Origin of the sequence: Paenibacillus sp. FSL K6-1096 (assembly GCF_037977055.1) — a bacterium.
Taxonomy (GTDB): Bacteria; Bacillota; Bacilli; order Paenibacillales; family Paenibacillaceae; genus Paenibacillus_AQ.
In genome coordinates, this window is sequence record NZ_CP150274.1 from 6,394,141 (window position 1) to 6,413,667 (window position 19,527).

Genomic DNA, 19,527 nt, shown 5'->3' on the forward strand with positions numbered 1-19,527 from the left:
TTCATCAAGAGAGGGAGAGGATGACTGTGACCCATAACGGCAGACACAGGCTCCCGGCCAGGCTGGCCCGGAGCCTGGTCTTCGCCGCAGCGCTGCTGTGGCTGTCCGGCTGCTCGGGTCCGGGGGCTGCGGAGGTTCCCGCGTCCCCCGGGCCGCAGGAGAGCGCAGCCGGGGGGACGATGGCACCGGCTGCCACTGCTGCCACTGCGGAGGCTTCCCCCGCTGCTTCAGCAGAACCGGCGGCGGAGCCTGCGGTGCAGGCTGATCTTAAGCCGCTGGCGGCGGCCTATGCCGGTTACTTCCCGGTCGGCGCTGCGATTGAGCCGGAGCAGACGGAGGGCCAGACGGCAGAGCTGCTGAAGCAGCAGGTCAACTGGCTGGTGGCCGAGAATGCCATGAAGCCGGATGCGCTCGCGCCTGCGGAGGGGAGCTACACCTGGGAGCGGGCGGACCGCATTGTGGCTTTTGCGAAGGAGAACGGCATGGGGCTGCGCTTCCATACGCTGGTGTGGCACAGCCAGACGCCGGAGTGGTTCTTCCGGGATGAAGCGGGCGGCGCGATGGCGGAGGAGACCGATCCGGCGAGACGGGAGGCCAACAAGAAGCTGCTGCTGAAGCGGCTGGACCGCTATGTCACCGCTGTGGTCAGCCGTTACAAGCAGGATATCACCTCCTGGGATGTCGTGAACGAGGTCATTGAGCCGGGGGACCCGGACGGGATGCGGGCCAGCAGCTGGTACAAGATTACCGGCACCGGCTTCATCGAGACAGCCTTCAAGGCAGCCCGCAAGGCCGGGGGGCCGGATATTAAGCTGTACATCAATGATTACGGCACTGACAACCCGGAGAAGCGGGACCGGCTATACGAGCTGGTCAAGGAGCTGCTGGAGAAGGGGGTGCCGATTGACGGCGTCGGACATCAGACCCATATCAATCTGGAGTATCCTCCGGTAGAGAGCATTATAGAATCCATGGACAAGTTCCATACCCTTGGACTCGACAATCAGATTACGGAGCTCGATATGAGCCTCTACGTCTATAACGATCTTAGCGATGTAGGCCCGGAGGTTCCCGCCGATATTCTGCAGCGGCAGGCCGAGCGGTACGGAGAATTATTCACTGCGCTGCGGGCGCGCAAGGAGCTGCTCAGCGGGGTGATGTTCTGGGGCATTGCCGATGACCATACCTGGCTGAGCACCTTCCCGGTGGCCCGTACCGAGGCGCCGCTGCTGTTCGACAAGCAGCATCAGGCCAAGCCGGCGTTCCGTGCAGTTACGGAGTTCTAATCAGATTCCTGAACGGATGATTGCCCCTATTAATAACCATATTTATAACCATATTCCCAAGAAGTAAAGAACGGGTAAGCCAATCAAGAGATGGACCTTACAATTCCTTTTGCTTTGCCTGAATAATATAATATTCCGGTATTTATATTCCTGCAAAGTGAGGTTGCAACTGGTGCCCATAACAATCAAGAACCGAATGGTCTGGACTGCCGCAGTATGTCTGGCTGTACAACTGCTGACCGCTTGTGAGAGGAGTGACGGCCTTGCCGCGCCTTCTCCGTTCCCGGATGCCGGGAGCGGAGGAGCGCCGCTCTACGGTGAGCCTGGGCTGAGCAAGTACGATCCGCCGATCGGGCTCTCGTTCGTGCGGGAGAATAATGATGCCCTTGAAGAGCTGCTGAAGGAATTGCCGGGGGAGACGCTGGAGCATAACCGCTGGACCGACCTGTATGAAGAGGTGCTGGGCATCCGCATCACCTATGACTGGACCGAATGGAGCTCTATTTACTCCCGCAAGCTGGGGGTCTCTCTGGCTTCGCGTGAAATCCCGGATATTGTGCGGGTCAACGCTGCACAGCTTCGGGTGCTCAGCAATGAAGGGCTGATTCAGGATTTAACCAGTGTCTACGACAACTATGCTACTCCATTAACCCGCAAGGTGCTGGGCGAAGAAGGCAGCGGTCCCTTCGATACAGCGACAATTGGCGGCAAGCTGATGGCGATTCCTGAGACCACTTCATCGATTGAGGGGGCGATGTTCCTATGGATTCGCACGGACTGGCTGGAGCGGCTGGGCCTGAAGCCGCCGCAGACCATGGCTGATGTGCTGGAAATTTCGAAAGCGTTTACGGAGCGTGATCCCGACGGCAACGGCAAGCAGGATACCTTCGGGCTGGCGGCAACCAAATATTTGTGGGACCCGGTAATGGGACTTACCGGGTTTATGGCCGGTTATGGCGCTTATCCGGGGATCTGGATCAAGGACGGAACCGGCAAGCTGGTCTATGGAGGCATCCAGCCGGAGGTCAAGCAGGCCTTGCTTGTGCTTCAGGAGATGTACCGCACCGGCCAGATTGACCGGGAATTCGCCTTCAAAGACGGGGTCAAGGCCGGCGATTCGATTGCCCGGGAGCAGGTCGGGATGTTTTACGGTGAGCAATGGGGCTCCTTCACGGCCCAGCTTAGCCGCGTGACCAATCCGCAGGCGCAGTGGCAGGCCTTCCCGCTGGTATCGGAATCCGGGGAGCCGCCGAAGATTCCGCTTCCGTTCAGCACCAACCAGTTCCTGGCGGTCCGGAAGGGGGCAGCGCATCCTGAAGCACTGGTCAAGCTGTTCAACCTGCATCTGGAGAAGAACTGGGGAGCAACCAGCGAGGTGGAGAAGTATTATAACGCTCCCCAGGCGGTATGGAAGCTGTCGCCGGTAACGCCATATCCGGTGCGGAAGAATCTGGATGCGTTCCGGCAGCTTGAGACTTACCGGCGGACCGGCGATGCTTCCGTGCTGCAGGATGAAGCGAAGACGATCCAGAAGCGGATCGCCGCCTATGAAGCCGGAGGCGAAGACAGTGAGACCGGCTGGGGCTGGAAGCTGACCTACGGGCCTGAGGGCGCTTTTTCCATCCTGGACCGGTATGAAAAGAATGGTCAGCTTCTCTATGAAAGCTTTGTCGGTGCGCCTACGGAGACGATGATTGAGAAGGAGAAGATATTGTACAATCTTCAGATTGATACCTTTTTGGATATCATTCAGGGCAGGCCGATCGAAGAGTTTGACGGCTTCGTTGACGAGTGGAAGAAGCTGGGCGGCGAGCAGATCACCGCTGAGGTCAATGAGTGGTACCGGGAGAAGGGCGGAAGCGGCAAATGATCCTGCCTGACTACAGCAACGGAGGCGGTACAATTGCTTAAATTTCCTGCGGTGTCCATGCGCCACACGATTTTCATCCGGATGGTGGTTACGTATCTTGCTATTATTTTACCGATTCTGCTGCTTGGCCTCTATCTGTACAACTGGAGCTACAGGAATGCGAGCCAAGACCTGTCCAGGGCTACGATGTCCCAGCTAACCTATTATCTGGAGGATCTGAACCGCGAAGTGGAATGGATGGAGATCCAGCAGTATGATCTGGCCCAGGATACCGAGCTGAACAAGATTGCCGTGACCTGGAGCTATATGGACGATGTTCAGCGGCGGGAGGGCGTAAATTATGTGATGCAGCGGCTGACCTCCCTCAAAAACAGCAGCGCGTATATCAGCGATGTGTCCGTCCATATCCGCACGATTGACAAGTCGCTGTCAGCCATGAACGGCATTGATGAGCTGGACAGGGGCAGGTATGACTTCTTCCGGTCCGTTAACCTGAGCAAGGAGGGCCGGCTCATCAACTGGAACAACCACCTGGAGCTAAGTGTGACCCAGTCCAGCGGAAGAATGGGCGAGCCGCCGCTGTTCATCGTACAGATTGAGCTCGACAACGAGAAGCTGAAGGATTCCCTTCGGGCAATTAATGCCTATGCACAGAGCGGCTCGCTGCTGGTGTCGCGGAAGACGGACTATGCCCTGGGCACTGAGAACAGCTCCCCGGAGCTGATCCAGAGCTATCTGCAGGCCGTCGAAGAAGGGAACCTGTACAACTGGGAGCTGGGCGGAACGCGTTATCATATTGACAGCTTCACCTCCGACAAGCTGGGGATGTCGGTGGCCACCTACCTGCCGGAGAAGGCGGTGAAGCGCCCGCTGACCAAGTTCGTCGTCTGGGCATGGCTGTTCGCGGCAGCGTCCTTCCTGGCGGTGCTGATCTATTCCTATGCTACGTTCAAGTTCGTGCAAAAGCCGCTGCTGGTGCTGATCCGCAGCTTCAAGAAGATGGAGAGCGGGTCGCTCGATATTCAGATTGACCACACCCGCAAGGATGAATTCGGGTATCTGTATCTCCGCTTCAACCAGATGCTCAGCCGGCTGCGGATGCTGATTGACCAGGATTATACGCGCAAGCTGATGATGCAGCGGGCGGAGCTGAAGCAGCTGCAGTCGCAGATTAATCCGCATTTTCTGTATAACAGCTTCTTCATTCTCAGCGCGCTGGCCAAGCAGGGGGATGTTACCCGGATAGAGGAGTTCTCCGGGATGCTGGGTGAATATTTCAGGTTCATCACCCGCAACGGGGAGGATAATGTGCGGCTGGCGGAGGAGACAAGGCATTCCCGGATGTACACGGAGATCCAGAAAATGCGGTTCTCCAGGCGGATTCAGGTGCAGTTCGGTGAATTGCCCAAGGACATGGAGGAGCTGCGCGTGCCCCGTCTAATTCTGCAGCCGCTCATCGAGAATGCGTATGAGCATTGCCTGGAGAAGCAGGCGGAGGATGGGGAGCTGCGGGTATCTTTTGAACAGGAGGAGCAGGAGATCCGGCTCATTGTCGAGGACAATGGCAACGGGCTTACCGATGAGGCGATTGAAGCGCTGCGGCAACGGCTGAATCAGAATGGCGGCTCGCATGAAATTACGGGGATGAGCAATATTCACCGCCGTATCCAGTTAATCTATGGGGAGGACAGCGGATTGCTCTTGGATCGAAGCGCCCTGAACGGGCTGCGTGTGATGATTCGTATCAGGCTGACAGGAGGCGAGAGTCTTGTATAGACTATTGATAGTTGACGATGAAGAGATTATTACAGACGGCTTATATGAAGCTTTCAGCCGGCTGATTCCCGACAAGCTGGATGTGTACAAGGTCTATTCCGCCAAAGCGGCGCTGGACTGGCTCTCCCGCACGCGGATCGATATTGTGCTGACGGATATCCGGATGCCCGGTATGAGCGGGCTGGAAATGTCGGAGCAGATCCGCGAGTTCTGGCCGCGGTCGAAGATTGTGTTCCTGACCGGCTACAGTGAGTTCGACTATGCGTATAAGGCGCTGCAAATTCCCGGTGCCCGGTACTTGCTCAAGACCGAAGGCTTCGACAAAATCATCGAGACAGTAATGGAGGTTCTGCAGGAGATTGAGCAAGGCAACAAATTGAATGAGCTGCTGGAGCAGTCCAGGGAGCAGCGTGATTCGGCAGAGATGGCGGCGCAGGGAGATTATCTCCGCCATCTGCTTCAGGACAGCAGCGCCTGGTGTGCGGACGCTCACAGGCTGAGCATGGATTTCAGCAAGCTTGGCATCTGTCTGGATGCAGAGTCCCCGGTGATGCTGGTCCTTGGACGGCTGGCTTACCCGGACGGCATCTCTTATATGGAGCAGCGCGAGCTGCTGGATGCTTCCCGGCTGATCTGGAATTCCTACCTGGAGCAGAAGGCCCGTTGTGCCTGGATGCTCGACCGTCACGGGGATCTCCTGTGGCTGCTTCAGCCACAGGAGCAGGCGGAGGCTGGTGCCGGAGCGGACGGGCACTTCCCGCGCTATCTGGAAGGCACGCTGGAGCTGATCCAGGATGCCTGCCGGCAGACGCTTGAATTGCCGGTTGCTTTCACCGTCAGCGGCTCAGCCTGTACCTGGACCGGGCTGAGCGGGCAATACGGGCGGCTGCACCGGCTGCAGCAGGTGAAGATAGGCGACGGCATTCCGATGGTGCAGATGGACCGCAGCGGCAGGCCGGAAGCCGATGGGCTGCGTGAGGCGGGCGTACGGCTCCACCAGCGGGTGGAGAATCTTGCGGCCCATCTCGATGCAGGGCGGCAGGAGCGCTTCTTCGAGACGCTTGAAGAGATTAGGGACGGCATCCATTCGGGGATGTCGGCGGAGGAGGCCACAGAGCTGTATTACACTGTTGCCCTGGTTCTTTTGTCCCATATGAACCGCTCCGAGCAATATAGCCTTGTCCACGAGCACGGCAAGCTGATGCGGCTCGACGAGCATTCCTCGCTGAAGGAGGGCATTCGTTATCTGGAGAATGTTGCTGGAAGCTTATTCGAGCTGAGAAGCTCAGCTGAGAAAGCACGCTCTTCTGAGGTGATCGGGCGGATCTGCGATTATATCCACAGCCATCTGGGCGAGGATCTGTCCCTGGTGCGGCTGGCGGAGCTGCATTATTTCAATCCGTCGTATCTCTCCCGGTTCTTCAAGCAGGAGCAAGGCATCAATCTGTCGGAGTACATCGACCAGTGCCGGGCGGCGAAGGCGAAGGAGCTGCTGGGGAACGAGGCGCTGAAGATCCGCGATGTCGCCCTGTACGTCGGCTATGAGGCCCACCATTCCTTCACCCGCTTCTTCAAGAAGAATACCGGTATGACACCGCAGGAATACAGGGAATCGATTCATATTCATCTATAATATGTAAGTCTATCAGCTATAATCTCACAGGTTGTTCCCCCCTCTCCACGCAGAGTACAATTCATGTGTATTCGCTTTCATTAGTGAATCTACCAAAAGAAGGAGATGGGTATCTGTGAGAAAAAGGAAGTTGAATTGGTCCGTGAAGCTGCTGGTTCTGCTGGCCCTGCTGCTGGCCCCGATGCAGTCCGGCGGCGGCACCGCCAATGCTTGGGAAGGGTCGCCAGTGTCTAAGCTTCATGTCAGCGGCAACCAGCTGGTGAACAGCAGCGGGCAGCCGGTACTGCTCAGCGGCTGGCATCAGCCCACCGGAGCGTACTGGACGTATCAGAACAGCAACTATTATCTGAACCGCAACGGAGGGAACCGGCATAAGGCTACGCTGGAGTATCTGAAGGAAATCACGGATACGTTCACCAGCACTTCGGCCAAATACGGCAACAGCCATGGCTGGTATTCCAACCAGGTCCGGTTGTTCATCGACCGGGAGGATATGGGCGATGTAGCTGCAGGGACGTATAACTTCGCAGGCCTTCAGGCAGCCACCCAGAATCTGATCATTCCATATGTGGAATACGCGAAGACGAAGGGACTGTATGTCACGCTTGGCCTTGACTTCACCCTGCTGGACAACAAGGCGACCACCCAGGCCAATCTCGACAAGTTCAATCAGATCTGGGGTTACCTTGCTTCCCAGCCGGCGCTCAAGAGTGCCGACCATGTGATGTTCGAGCTGGTCAACGAGCCGGTGCTGAGCGATGTGAACGGACAATGGGGCGGCAATCCTTCCCAGCCGAACTTCGCGGCTTTCTGGAATTCGCTGAAGAACTTCCAGAACTCCATGATCTCTACCATCCGCAGCAAGGGTGCAGACAACGTAATCTGGGCGGCGGGACTCGGCTGGGACCAGCACTATCAGCTGACGGCGTCCAATCCGCTGACGGACCCGCTTAACAATTACGGCTATGCCGTACACTGGTATCCGGGCTACGGAGCCTATGATGATTACAACGCGCTTCAGCAGATCTGGGATACCAGCATCAAGCCTGCGGCCGATAAGTACCCGATCAACATTACCGAAACCACCTGGTTCAAGAATCAGCCGGGCGACTCCTCGTATTGGGATCTGTTCAACGGTACGAACGCAGGCTTCGGCAAGAATACCAAAGCGATCTTCACCGCAGCCGGCAATGTCAGCATTGCGGTCCATATGAACGGATTCCTGCTGCAGCCGGGTCCCAAAAGCTCCTTCGCTGATCCGGACGGCGGACTGCTCTATGACGGCAATGCCGCCCGCGACGGGATGGCCCGGTTCATCTTCGAATGGTATTACGAGCGGGCCCAGTTCAATCCCTGGAACGGGATCTGGAACGGGGTGACGAATGGCGCGAAGTACAAGATTATCAACCGGGCCTCGGGCAAGGCAATTGATGTGCCGAACGGGCAGAACACGAACTCCCTTCAGCTCCAGCAATGGCCGGATAACGGTGCACTGGCCCAGCAATGGACAGCTACTGATCTGGGCACCTACAATAACATCTACCGGCTGCGCAGTGTGAATTCCTCCGACAATAAGGTAATGGATGTACGTAACGGAACGAAGAACAACGGTGAAGCGATCCAGCTCATGCAGGACTTGAGCAACACCGCCCAGCAGTTCCGGCTGATCAAGCTCAGCAACGGCTACTGGAGCATCCTCAATGTCAACAGCAACCGGGCGGTTGAAGTGACCGGTGCCTCCAGCGCCGACGGCGCGAAGCTGCAGCAGAACCTGTACCGCGGCGACGCGCACCAGCAATGGAAGCTGGTACAGGTGAACTAAAAAGGTTAGACGAGGGAGCCCCCTCCATACCCAACGGGCGGTCCGGTACAATGCCGGATTGCCGCGCGGGGGAAGGGGGCTTTTTGCGGTGGTGCGGGGGTGCGAGCGCAAATGTATGTAAAAAACCGAATACATTCGGCGGGCGCGGGAACGTGAGAGCAAATGTATGTGAAAAACCGAATACATTCGGCGGGCGTGCGGGGGTACGAGAGTAAATGTATGTGGAAAACCGAATACATTCGGCGCGTGCGGGGCTGCCAGAGTAAATGTGTGTGAAAAACCGAATACATTCGGCACGTGCGGGGCTGCGAGAGCAAATGTGTGTGAAAAACCGAATACATTCGGCGCGTGCGGGGCTGCCAGAGTAAATGTGTGCGAAAAACCGAATACATTCGGCGTGCGCGGGGATGTGAGAGCAAATGTATGTGAAAAACCGAATACATTCGGCGTGCGCGGGTAGCGTCAAGAAGTTTGTGTAAGAGAGTAGAAATACCTCACCGGGGTTACGGGTTGGGGTGTAGTGTTTCTGGGGGGAGGGGGAACCCCGACCCCCAGAAACTGGATTTCTCTGCTACGCCTCTTCCGGTGCGGGCAAAGAGGGGTAGCGTGTTTCAAATAGCTCTTTTAGCTTCTTTTTAACGGCATCCACGCCAAAGCCTTGGGTGACCCGCCCTGCATGACGTTCATTGTATTCCAGCATCTCCAGGTACACGATTTTCTCTGCCGCATCCATGTTCGTCAGACTGTTCATCGGTTTCAGGCGCTTGCGGATTTCCTTGTTCATGCGCTCGATAGGGTTGGACGTGTAGATCGCTTTACGGATCGACTCCGGATACTTGTAGAACGTCAGGAGGGTGGATAACTGTTCCTCCCAGGACCTCATTTCCTTCGGATACAGCTTGTTCCACTTCGCTTTGACCGTATCAAAGTTCGCCCGGGCGACCACTTCATCCGGTGCGGTATATACGGTTTTCAACGCTTCAATGACATCGGTTTTGTGCTCCATCCGGATTTTAGGGAACGTGGCCCGCACTTTGTGCACTACGCAATGCTGTACATCGGCCTGAGGATAGGTCTCTTTAAACGCCGCATCCAGACCTGGTAGCCCGTCAAACACACCCAGCAGGACTTCCTGCGCTCCGCGGTCGTACAGGTCTTTGAGTACCTCCCGCCAGCCATTCGAACTCTCTTGGCCGCCGACGTAGAACCCGAGAATTTGACGCTGTCCCTCCTCGTCAATTCCCATCGCAAAGTAGACCACTTCGCCACGAACCGTACCCCGTTTCAGCTTCACGTACAGCCCATCCAAGTAGATGACGGAGTACCGTTTGCTCAGGGGACGTTTCTGCCACTGGTGGATATCGTCCAGCACCGTAGCCGTAATATTGCTGACCGTGGTGGGGGAGTAGTGGCTGCCAAACATACTTTCAATGAACCGGGCCACATCCCGCGTACCCATGCCTGATTTGTACATTTGGATGACGGCCTCTTCTAACCATCCGTCCCGCCGCTGGTACGGCTCAAACAGCTGCGTCTGGAAAAGGCTTTGGCGGTCCCGGGGCACCTGAAGATCCTCAATATGGCCGTATCTCGTGTGCAGATCCCGTGTATAGTATCCGTTACGACTATTATTGGCACCGGCTTCTTCACTGTCCATAAACCCCTGAATTTCGGCACGCAGGAGTGATTCCATGTTCTCTTTCATGAAGTCTTTAACAAGTTTTTCAAATAGATTATTCAGAGAACTTTCGGGTAAAATATTCATTGGTAGGGTTCCTCCTTGGTGGTTTCGCAATCCCGAGGATACCCTACTTTTTTGGTGCCTGACTAGGCTCCAAATTCTGGTACACAACTTACTTTACGCCATCCGTGCGCGGGGCTGCCAGAGTAAATGTGTGCGAAAAACCGAATACATTCGGCGCGTGCGGGGATGTGAGAGTAAATGTATGTGAAAAACCGAATACATTCGGCGCGTGCGGGGCTGCCAGAGTAAATGTATGCGAAAAACCGAATACATTCGGCGTGCGCGGGGAGGCAAATAACCACCACACAGAAAAGCATCATCCGTCCATATGAAAGCAACGTTAAACTATAGATCACAAAGGTTTTGTGTGATTAAATACATAAAGAATACAGCATTTGCCCAGGTACTAACTCCTGTCAGAATGCGAAAGGATGAATGCAGATTATGGACAAACAGCAACAGCTTGGGTTGACTCCGCCGATGGGGTGGAATTCGTGGAATACTTTTACTTGGGACATTAATGAACAGCTGATCCGGGAAGCCGCTGACACGCTCGTAGCTGACGGATACAAGGATGCGGGGTACGAATACATTGTTATTGACGATTGCTGGAGCCTGAAGGAGCGTGACGAGCAGGGCAGACTGGTCGCCGATCCGGAGAAATTCCCCAGCGGAATGAAGGCGCTTGCAGATTACATCCATTCCAAGGGCCTGAAGTTCGGGATGTACTCCTGTGTGGGGACGCATACCTGCGCAGGTTATCCGGGCAGCTTCGAGCATGAGTTCCAGGATGCTGCGTCGCTGGCGGAATGGGGCGTCGACTTCCTGAAATATGACTACTGCTTCAAGCCCAGACATATGTCGGGGGAGCTGCTGTACAAACGGATGAGTCTTGCACTGAAGAACTGTGGACGGGACATTCTTTTCTCCGCATGTAACTGGGGTGAAGATAACGTCTATCAGTGGATTCGTGAATCCGGCGCGCATATGTACCGGTCTACCGGCGATATTCAGGACAGCTGGGAATCGATCAAGAACCTGGCCCTGTCGCAGCTCGATAAAGCCGCCTACACCGGAGCCTACTGCCATAATGACCTGGATATGCTCGTCGTGGGCATGTACGGGGGCAGCAACAGCGATTTCATCGGAAGCCAGATCGGCGGCTGCACGGATGTGGAGTACAAGACGCATTTCTCGCTGTGGAGCCTGATGGGGTCTCCGCTGATGATCGGCAGTGATATCCGCAAAGCCAATGAGGCCACCAAGAACATTCTGCTCAACCCGGATCTGATTGCGATCAACCAGGATATCGAGGGCCGCGGAGCTTACCGCATTAAGCCGGAGCCGCAGTGGTTCCACACCAATGAAGTGTTCATGCTGGTAAAAGTGCTGGCAGACGGTGATCTGGCGATCGGCTTCTTCAACCTGAGTGATGGTCAGAGAGAGATGTCGCTGCAATTCTGGGATTTCGGGCTTCCGTATGCCTCCGGCAAATCGCTGTCCCTGTATGACTGCTGGGAGCACAAGGAGCTTGGGGTGTTCAGAGAACGGTTCGCGCCGGTTGTGCCGGCCCATGACTGTCTGATTGTACGGGCCAAGATCGTCTAACAGGCGGCCAAAAGATGAGCAGAACCTGCAGAAAATGCGGCGTCCCCTTAATGACCGATGATGTGGCGATTTACCTGAAGCTGGTCACGCGTAATGCCCAGGACTTCCTGTGCATCGACTGCCTGGGGGAACAGCTGAAATGCGGCCGTGAGCCGATTGAGCGGCTGATCAAGTATTTCCGGGAATCCGGCAAATGCGTGCTGTTCCGTTAATGTACTGACAAGGCCAGAGCAGCGGTCTCTATAATGGAGAATCGCTGCTCTGTTTTACTATTGCGGGTGATCTAGACAAGGGGTGTTACGTATATATACGGTTAACATTCTGGCTATCTCTTCGGGAGGCATAGCACGGTCGCTCATAAACCAGTGGTGGATAAGCCCAAATTGGGCGTTACCCAAATAAGCTATGGCGTATTCCGTAAACAGGCGGCTTTCGTCATCCATCTCCGGCTGATTTTGCTTCAGATTATTATATAGGCGTGTACCCGTCAGATAACGCAGCCGATCCTGGATCTCTGCCGGAGCATCCGGATGGAACAGTGCCTTGAAGAAACTGGCATGCTGCTGCATATATTCAAATGCCTTAGTAATAGGAGGGAAAGCGGCTTGCGGATCAGGATAGTCCATTAACTCTTGCATCTGGATGGGCGCAAATACCTCTAGTAATCCTTGAATAAATGAAGTTTCCTCAATCAGATGAAAAATATCTTTATAGTGCAAGTAGAAGGTACCCCGGTTAATCCCTGCTTTTTCACAAAGATTCTTGACCTTCAGTCCTTTAATGCCTTCCTTCTCCAAAATAGAAAATAAGGCGTTCTCCATTAAGGTACGGCTGCGGACGACTCTCATGTCTGTACTGCCTTCAATCATGGGCTGACCTCCTTAAACGATACCGTCCTTAAAAAAGGACGGCAAAGCCGTTTCTGCTTGTCAACACTTTTGACATTGTATCTATTAATATACACTTCGCCTGGAATGTTCATTGATCCTCTGATTATGCCTGAGTATAATGGGTCCTACAGCTGAAATCAACACGAGTTCATTATCTTTGCCGCGGCAGGAGCCTATCAGGAGGATTAACATGGAATATCGTTTGCTTGGAACAACCGGTACTAAGGTCAGCAGCTTTGCGCTCGGCGGGTCTGGTTTTGGAACCCGGACAAGTGAAGCAGAGAGCCGGCAAATCATAGATAAGGCTTTGGATTACGGGATTAATCTCGTGGATACCTCTAATATTTACGGAAAGGGAGAATCGGAACGTGTGATAGGCCAAGCGATTAAGCACAGACGGGAGCAAGTTCTGCTGGCTTCTAAGTTTGGTGCGGAGTCTCCTGAGCAAATCAATCAGAGCGGCGGGTCACGCCGCTGGATCAGGACGGCCGTCGAGCAAAGTCTGTTACGTCTGCAAACCGACTATATAGACCTTTATCAGCTGCATCTTCCGCTGGAATGGATAGGCTATGAAGAAATCCTGCTCACTTTAAACGATTTGGTGAGGGAGGGGAAAATTCAGCACATCTGCACCTCCAATCACCTCGGCGGACAGCTTGTACAAGCACAGGCGATTAGTGACCGTTATCATATTCAACGTTTTGTTAGTGAACAGACAACCTATTCGCTGATTAACCGGCGGATGGAATATGAGCTTGCCGGAATCGCCAGGCAGTACCATTTGTCTCTATTGGTGTACAGTCCTTTGTCCGGGGGCTTGCTGACCGGTAAATATAAACCGGGCCAGCCCGCACAGAGCGGCACACGCGCTTCCGAATTAAAAGGCTATATGGATGCTCTGGACCCGGAGCTGGCCGAAAATGAACACAAATTCAGGATTATTGCCCGGTTGCAGCAGCTGGCCAATGAATCGGGGATGCCGCTGGCGGATATGGCCACCGCTTTTACACAAAGCCATCCGGCCGTCACCTCTACGATATGGGGGCCACGCACCTTGGAGCAGTTGGGTGACTATATCTCCGGTGCGGAGACGAGGCTTAGTACAGATGTGCTGGATGCGATTGATGTGATTGTTCCGCCGGGCAAACGGGTAGATGACAAAGAGCAAACCTGGACGCCGGAGTGGATGAAGCCGGAACAGCGCAGGCGGCATATGTAGCTGAACTTAAGTATAAAAAATAACAGCGGCAGAATAAGACGGGTATCCGTCTTGTTCTGCCGCTGTGTCATTTATTTGCACCGTTGAAGTTCCGCAGGTGTCAGTTCACGAAACCCGCCTGCTCCAGCAATCGCAGAATCACCGTAGCGGCTTCCGCGCGGGTGGCGGAATCGGACGGGTGGAATTGTCCGCCGGGTGTTCCGGTAATCAGGCCGGCCTGGACCGCCTTGGCGACATCCTGCTTCGCCCAGCCGGCAATCTCGCCTGCGTCCTTAAACGTTGCTGCCTGTGCTTCGGAAGCTGGAAGCGGCGCACCAGCAAGTGCCATCGCCTTAACCAGGATAACCGTCATCTCCTGGCGGGTCACCTTGTCATTGGGACGGAAGGTATTGTCCGTCCCGCCCTGGACGAGCCCGAGCTGAACAGCCGTCCCGATGCTTCCGGCGTACCACGCACTGGAAGGAGTGTCGCTGAACGGAACCGCTGCCGGAGCAGAGGAGGAGAAGCCGAGTGCACGGACGATCATCGCTGCGAATTCAGCACGCGTAGTGGTAGCGTTCGGTGCGAATTGGCTGTCCGTAAGGCCGGTCAGGATATATTTGGAGGCCAGCTTGTGGACGGCTTCCTTGGCCCAGTGGCCGTTCATGTCGGCAAAAGTCTTATCATTTGCAACCACCGCAAATGTACCGCTATATGGACTGAAGAAGGACACTTCGTTTCCGCTAAAGGTTGCCGGAACGAAGGTGAAGCTGCCGTTATCCTCTATCCGCACTATTGTCGTATTGCGGCTGTTCACTGAAGTACTGAGCGGCAGGGTATGCCGGGCATAGCTGCTGCCGAAGCCCGGGATCTCCACCGACCGGCCGCCGGCTTCCGCCTTCACGGTGTATTCTACCGCCTGGCCGATAAGCTGGCCTTGGGCCGTGAGAAGGGCCTGGCGGATTGCCTGCTGCCGCTCTTCCGGCAGCGCCGTGACGCTGACGGTAAGCGTCCAGTCTTCGCTGCCCAATTGCTGCGTCAGCGCTGCCGGATCAAGAGCCTTCACAGGGAACTGGACAGAGCCGAGCGGAGAAGTGACCGTGATCTGCTCTGCGGCCTGTACCTGCTTGGCATCCAGAGTTGCGGCTGCTGAATTGCCGTTCACCGTTGCTTCAACGCTCAGCTGGCTGCTGCCCGGTGCCGCCGGCTGGACCGAACCAACGGTAGCGCTGCCGCTGCTAGTGTTCCCGCCGACCGCGCCGCCGCCATTGTTAGCGCCGCCGTTATTGCTGCCGCCATTGTCGCCGCCGCCGTTGTTACCGCCGCCATTATCGCCGCCGCCATTATCGCCGCCGCCGTTGTTACCGCCGCCATTATCGCCGCCGCCATTGTCGCCGCCGCCGTTATCACCGCCGCCGTTATCACCGCCGCCGTTATCACCACCGCCGTTATCGCCGCCGCCATTATCACCGCCGCCGTCTACCTCCAGCGTGTGGCGGGCATACAGATCGAACCGGTCGAACGCCGGTGTGTACTGGCGCGGAACCGCCGTGTAAGGCGTGAAGCCTTGCGCGCCGCTTCCTCCATAAGGATTGGAGCCGCCGTCATACGTATTGTTATTGGAGAAGCGGATCGTGTTAACGCCTGCCTTCAGCTCCACATCCAGTGTCTGCGTGGCGAACTGCTGCCAGGAGATGGTGTTCTTGAAGTAGACCGTCTGCGGTTCTCCGCCGTTGACGCTTACTTGCGCATACCGTTCAACGACATCGTTGTTGTAGGCATGGGTTCCGGCACTCTCACCGTTGGCATAGGTAACCACCAGCTTGTAGGTGCCTGCCTTGGGCACAGTGATGTTCGGAAGCTCCAGATACCGCTCTGCCCCGTCATAAGAGGTGATGCCGTTCACATATTTGCCGCCGGAGGCATATTTGGCAAAAGCATCCTCCCGGATGAGCGGCAGCTCCGAACCGGCCGGTGTTCCCACAACCACAGCTTCCTCAGCCTCCACAGCATATACTGGAGTATTGCTTACATAAGCTGCATTAATGTAATCCAGGCTAAGCGCTGCACTGGAGCGCACATCGATCAGGTTAATTCCCTTCCGCAGGAAGACCGGAGCCTTGGCCTCCTGCCATTGCCCGTTCGTATTCACCACAGGAAGGTCAACCAGTGGCTTGCGGTCATGGGCCAGCTGCAGCTTGCCGCTGTCCGCAGAGGCGTAACGTGCCGTCAGCTCATACATTCCGTCCTCCAGCACACTGACCACGAACCGGGTGTTGGCCTTCTGGCTGCCGCCGTAGCCGCTCACATATCCGGCACCCTCGAAGCCTTCCAGGCTGCCGGCCCGGGACAAGCCCTGCTCTGAGTCATAGTCGGCGAATTCCGCCTGCACCCGGTAATTCGGCAGTGCACCCGGCAGGCCGTTATACGTCAGCTCGATAGCATCCAGAGTGGATTCGCCCTGGCCTGCTTCTCCCGTATCCGGGTTGTATCTGCTGATGCCGATGGTATGAGTGCCTTCCGTCAGATCGGCGAAGAAGGTGCTGCCGCCGAGCAACTGCATATTGTAATCGGCGCGGAGCACGATTTTGGCTGCCGGCTGATCGTCGATCTTGACGAACCATTCTGAATTGATGCGCTGATTCGCATCGCCGGTGTTGGATTGATTACGCATCGAAGCGGTCGCGCCGCTGCCGCCAATCAGATCCAGCCGGTAATTCCCGTCCGCAGGAACGGTGACCGAGGTCCATTGTACAAGACTGTCCGCCGCCTTGATTCCGGCAACATACTGTCCGTTCGATGCCGAGCGCCCCGTGCTCTTACGTGGGTATTGATCCACCGTGGACACATTCGTCTGCACCTCCGCATTCTCCGCCTCGTAGCGCTTGACGAAGGTCTCCTTAGGAGCATGGCTGGCTGCCGGTGTAATAACAGCATAGTAAGCCGAGGTATAATCATTCAGGTTCACGTCCAGCGTAACCGAGCCGTTCTTAACCGGAAGATTGCGGTCCAGAATCTGCGTTGGCTCCACCAGGAAGCCAGTCAGGCCGGTATAACCCGCATAGAATACAGTGACATGCACCTCTTCCGCCCCGTCCAGGAAGGCAGGGCTGTTCCCGTTGCCGGTGACGTTATTAAACACGATCTTCCCGTCACCCTGCGTGCCGCCGAAGGCGATGCTGACCTGCTGCTTCCCGTCCTGAATGGAGGTTAACCCGTATAACCCGGGACCGTAGGCGTCAAGCTCATGGCGCGGATTATCCACCTTGACCTTGGCCATGTCGCCGCCCATCATGTCGGCATACCATTTGTAGAGCCACCATGCGCCGTTCGGCTCATTCTGCCCGGCCAGCAGGGACCCGTACGAGTTGGCGGTGTTCCAGTAAGGCAGCATACTGTTCATCTTCAGCTCGTCATAGCGGGCGATGTACTGGACAAGCGATCCGCCGACGGCAATCTCTGAAGTTGCTGCATATTCATTAATATCCACCTGGATCGGAAAAGGAACCGGGCGGTCCGGATACAGCTCTTTATAACGCTGCAGTGACTTCGCTTCGAGCGCCCGGTAGGTGGCTACGTTGGAGGACGCCTGGTTGAAGGCTTTGTCCCACAGCATATGCCAGCTGATGATGTCCGGCAGGCAATCGTTCTCCACACAGAACGGAATGAAGTCCTCGAACACCTTCGCCCCGTACTGGGTCAGGTTCATTCCTGAGATGACCGCGCCGGGATCAATCTCCTTGATCTTCTTCACGACGGCGAGCCAGTCGGCATTGAACACGGCTCGGGAGTTCTTCCCCGTCGGGGTGTCAGACAACAGCTGGGGATAACGGGTGTTATTCTGTTCAGGCTCATTGAACGGAATATAGATGAACCTGGAATTGACATCCCGGCCCGGATTGGCCGCCGCCCATTGATCCTTGTAGGCCTTGACCGCTGTTGTAATCGGAATGACCGCTTCCTGAATATATTCATCCGCCGTTCTGGACGGATAATACCAGTGCTGGTAATAATCCTGCATCACGATGTTAACGGCTTCCCCGCCGGCCTCGAAGAAATAGTCCGAGACTCTGAGCGCATCGCCTGTCGGATGCTGGATGCCATTCGGCGGCTTCTGGGAGATATGCGAAGGCTTGATCGGAATCAGGGTGTTGATATCCGGCACATTCGGCTCACTGATAGCATAGAGCGCGCCGGAAGCGCCATGGTATACCGGTCCGAGCGAGCGGTCGGCGAGATCGACCGTTATTTTGGCCGGATGGGTCACCACAACTTCTTCATGCTTAGTTGCCGCATATAGTGCGCTGACCTGGCTGGCTGTGAGCTGGACATTGTAGATCCGCAGGTCATCGAATTTCCCCTTGATATCTCCATCCGAGGTATAGAGCGATCTGCCGAACGCATTGAACTTCAGGGCGTCCAGATAGTCGCGCGCAAAAAAGTGCTGAAGTACGGAAGGCACCGTTGCACCGGAGGAGCTTTTGCTCTGATCCAGCCCCTTGATGCCGACCGGAGCACCGTTCAGATAGACCTCGTAGGCTCCGCTGCTGTTCATAGTGACAACCACCTGCTGCCACTTGCCCTTAGCCGGATTACGGTTCCAGACAATGTCGCCTTTGTAGCTGGCAATCTGGTTAGGATTCGTCCCGGTGTAGATCCGGTTGCTGAAGGTGCCGTCGCCGGCAATCATGATGAACTCAGAGTCCTGCCAGCCGCTGACCCCGGCATTGCTCAGCCCCTTCTCGGCGATCGTGGAGGACAGCAGGCGGTTATAGGCATTAGCCGAAGAATCGATGTTGGCCCAGAAGGCGACAGACAGCTCATCCGTGATCCCGCTATACAGCTGGTCGGGCAGCTTCAGCCAGGCCGTTCCGTTAGCGCCGCCGGGCAGGGAGAGGACGTCCCCGCGCTGATCGTCATAGACAACTGCGGCTACACCCTTCAGCTCGGCGCGGTCAGCAGCTGCTTCGGGGTAGACGCTGTTTACCACAGTTGTACGGTCAAGCACCTGTCCTGGGTGGAAGCTCCACTGGAACAGCGGGGCCGCTTCGGCAGCGGTCTTCATCTGCACCTGCTCCGGCGCAGGCTCCTGTGCAGGAGCAGCCTCCGGCACTACAGCCTCATCCGGCTCTGGCGAGGCCGCAGGAGCTACAGCAGCCTCCGGCTCCGCCGGGGATTCAGGCACTACATCGGAATCAGGCGCCGTAACCGGATCGGTCACTAACACCGGATCAGTCAGCCATACAGAATCCGCAACAGGAACCGGGTCTGCGGGCGGAGCTGTGGAAGCGCTTGCTAAACTGGAGGGCAGGAGAGTCAGGATTGCCAGTATAGTAATCAGTGAACGTTTAAGATGCAGCCTCAATAGATACTCACCTCTTTTGATTTTTGGGGATAACTGTACCTAATTGTCCTTATATCCTTCGGGTGTTCATCATCTGCATGGTCTGCCGGAAGAGGCTCCTGCAGCACCTGAATCGTTTCTATCCTTCATCTCCGTCAACTTGGCATAGGCACCCTAACCTCCCTGTCATCGCTGTTTCGCTTCACCGAGAATGTTAAGATAATGGGCCGCACTATAACATCAAGCATTTTTACTGTTTTTGTTCCTTTCTTTACGTCTCTGGGCTGCCGCCTGAAGCCATCAGCCGGGGAAGCTTAGGCGGGCACCGCCGATTCCTGCAGCCCGTTCCCCCGCTA

Annotated in this window: 11 protein-coding genes; 8 read left to right on the plus strand and 3 right to left on the minus strand. The window is 55.9% G+C overall.

What is annotated here, in order from left to right; all coding sequences use genetic code 11:
* Positions 1–20 precede the first annotated feature (20 nt).
* The 5 genes from MHI24_RS27995 to MHI24_RS28015 all read left to right on the plus strand — a co-directional run bounded on the left by MHI24_RS27995 (position 21) and on the right by MHI24_RS28015 (position 8,387).
* A complete protein-coding gene (locus MHI24_RS27995; protein ID WP_340022817.1) occupies positions 21–1,286 on the plus strand; it encodes an endo-1,4-beta-xylanase in 1,266 nt (421 codons plus the stop codon).
* A gap of 172 nt (positions 1,287–1,458) precedes the next feature.
* Complete coding sequence (locus tag MHI24_RS28000; protein WP_340022819.1) at positions 1,459–3,156, plus strand: extracellular solute-binding protein; 1,698 nt, start codon at positions 1,459–1,461, stop codon at positions 3,154–3,156.
* A gap of 33 nt (positions 3,157–3,189) precedes the next feature.
* On the plus strand, positions 3,190–4,932 hold the full coding sequence (locus tag MHI24_RS28005) for a histidine kinase (RefSeq protein ID WP_340022820.1): 1,743 nt from the start codon (positions 3,190–3,192) through the stop codon (positions 4,930–4,932).
* Positions 4,925–6,565, plus strand: coding sequence for a response regulator (locus tag MHI24_RS28010; protein WP_340022821.1), 1,641 nt, complete (start codon positions 4,925–4,927; stop codon positions 6,563–6,565). Before MHI24_RS28005 ends, MHI24_RS28010 begins: the two co-directional genes overlap by 8 nt.
* A gap of 115 nt (positions 6,566–6,680) precedes the next feature.
* Complete coding sequence (locus tag MHI24_RS28015) at positions 6,681–8,387, plus strand: RICIN domain-containing protein (protein WP_340022823.1); 1,707 nt, start codon at positions 6,681–6,683, stop codon at positions 8,385–8,387.
* Positions 8,388–8,958: 571 nt separating this feature from the next.
* On the opposite strand, the gene MHI24_RS28020 is transcribed toward MHI24_RS28015, so the two are convergent.
* Complete coding sequence (locus tag MHI24_RS28020) at positions 8,959–10,152, minus strand: IS256 family transposase (protein ID WP_340022824.1); 1,194 nt, start codon at positions 10,150–10,152, stop codon at positions 8,959–8,961.
* 423 nt (positions 10,153–10,575) lie between these two features.
* Between MHI24_RS28020 and MHI24_RS28025 the strand changes: the two genes are divergently transcribed.
* Together MHI24_RS28025 and MHI24_RS28030 are read left to right on the plus strand one after the other, a co-directional pair.
* Positions 10,576–11,739, plus strand: a complete 1,164-nt coding sequence (locus MHI24_RS28025) for a glycoside hydrolase family 27 protein (protein WP_340022825.1) — start codon at positions 10,576–10,578, stop codon at positions 11,737–11,739.
* A 14-nt stretch (positions 11,740–11,753) separates the two neighbouring features.
* A complete protein-coding gene (locus tag MHI24_RS28030) occupies positions 11,754–11,951 on the plus strand; it encodes a hypothetical protein (protein ID WP_340022826.1) in 198 nt (65 codons plus the stop codon).
* A gap of 57 nt (positions 11,952–12,008) precedes the next feature.
* On the opposite strand, the gene MHI24_RS28035 is transcribed toward MHI24_RS28030, so the two are convergent.
* Positions 12,009–12,608, minus strand: a complete 600-nt coding sequence (locus tag MHI24_RS28035; RefSeq protein ID WP_340022827.1) for a TetR-like C-terminal domain-containing protein — start codon at positions 12,606–12,608, stop codon at positions 12,009–12,011.
* Positions 12,609–12,819: 211 nt separating this feature from the next.
* Here MHI24_RS28035 and MHI24_RS28040 point away from each other — a divergent pair, with 211 nt between their 5' ends.
* A complete protein-coding gene (locus tag MHI24_RS28040) occupies positions 12,820–13,848 on the plus strand; it encodes an aldo/keto reductase (RefSeq protein ID WP_340022828.1) in 1,029 nt (342 codons plus the stop codon).
* A 100-nt stretch (positions 13,849–13,948) separates the two neighbouring features.
* Here MHI24_RS28040 and MHI24_RS28045 read toward each other — a convergent pair whose 3' ends face one another.
* A complete protein-coding gene (locus tag MHI24_RS28045; protein ID WP_340022829.1) occupies positions 13,949–19,192 on the minus strand; it encodes an S-layer homology domain-containing protein in 5,244 nt (1,747 codons plus the stop codon).
* Positions 19,193–19,527: the final 335 nt, after the last annotated feature.

Bases quoted from the DNA above. Each gene is read 5' to 3' on its own strand.
- MHI24_RS28035 (WP_340022827.1), bottom strand. From the start codon at position 12,608: ATGATTGAAGGCAGTACAGACATGAGAGTCGTCCGCAGCCGTACCTTA.
- MHI24_RS28025 (WP_340022825.1), top strand. From the start codon at position 10,576: ATGGACAAACAGCAACAGCTTGGGTTGACTCCGCCGATGGGGTGGAAT.
- MHI24_RS28040 (WP_340022828.1), top strand. From the start codon at position 12,820: ATGGAATATCGTTTGCTTGGAACAACCGGTACTAAGGTCAGCAGCTTT.
- MHI24_RS28030 (WP_340022826.1), top strand. From the start codon at position 11,754: ATGAGCAGAACCTGCAGAAAATGCGGCGTCCCCTTAATGACCGATGAT.
- MHI24_RS28020 (WP_340022824.1), bottom strand. From the start codon at position 10,152: ATGAATATTTTACCCGAAAGTTCTCTGAATAATCTATTTGAAAAACTT.
- MHI24_RS27995 (WP_340022817.1), top strand. From the start codon at position 21: ATGACTGTGACCCATAACGGCAGACACAGGCTCCCGGCCAGGCTGGCC.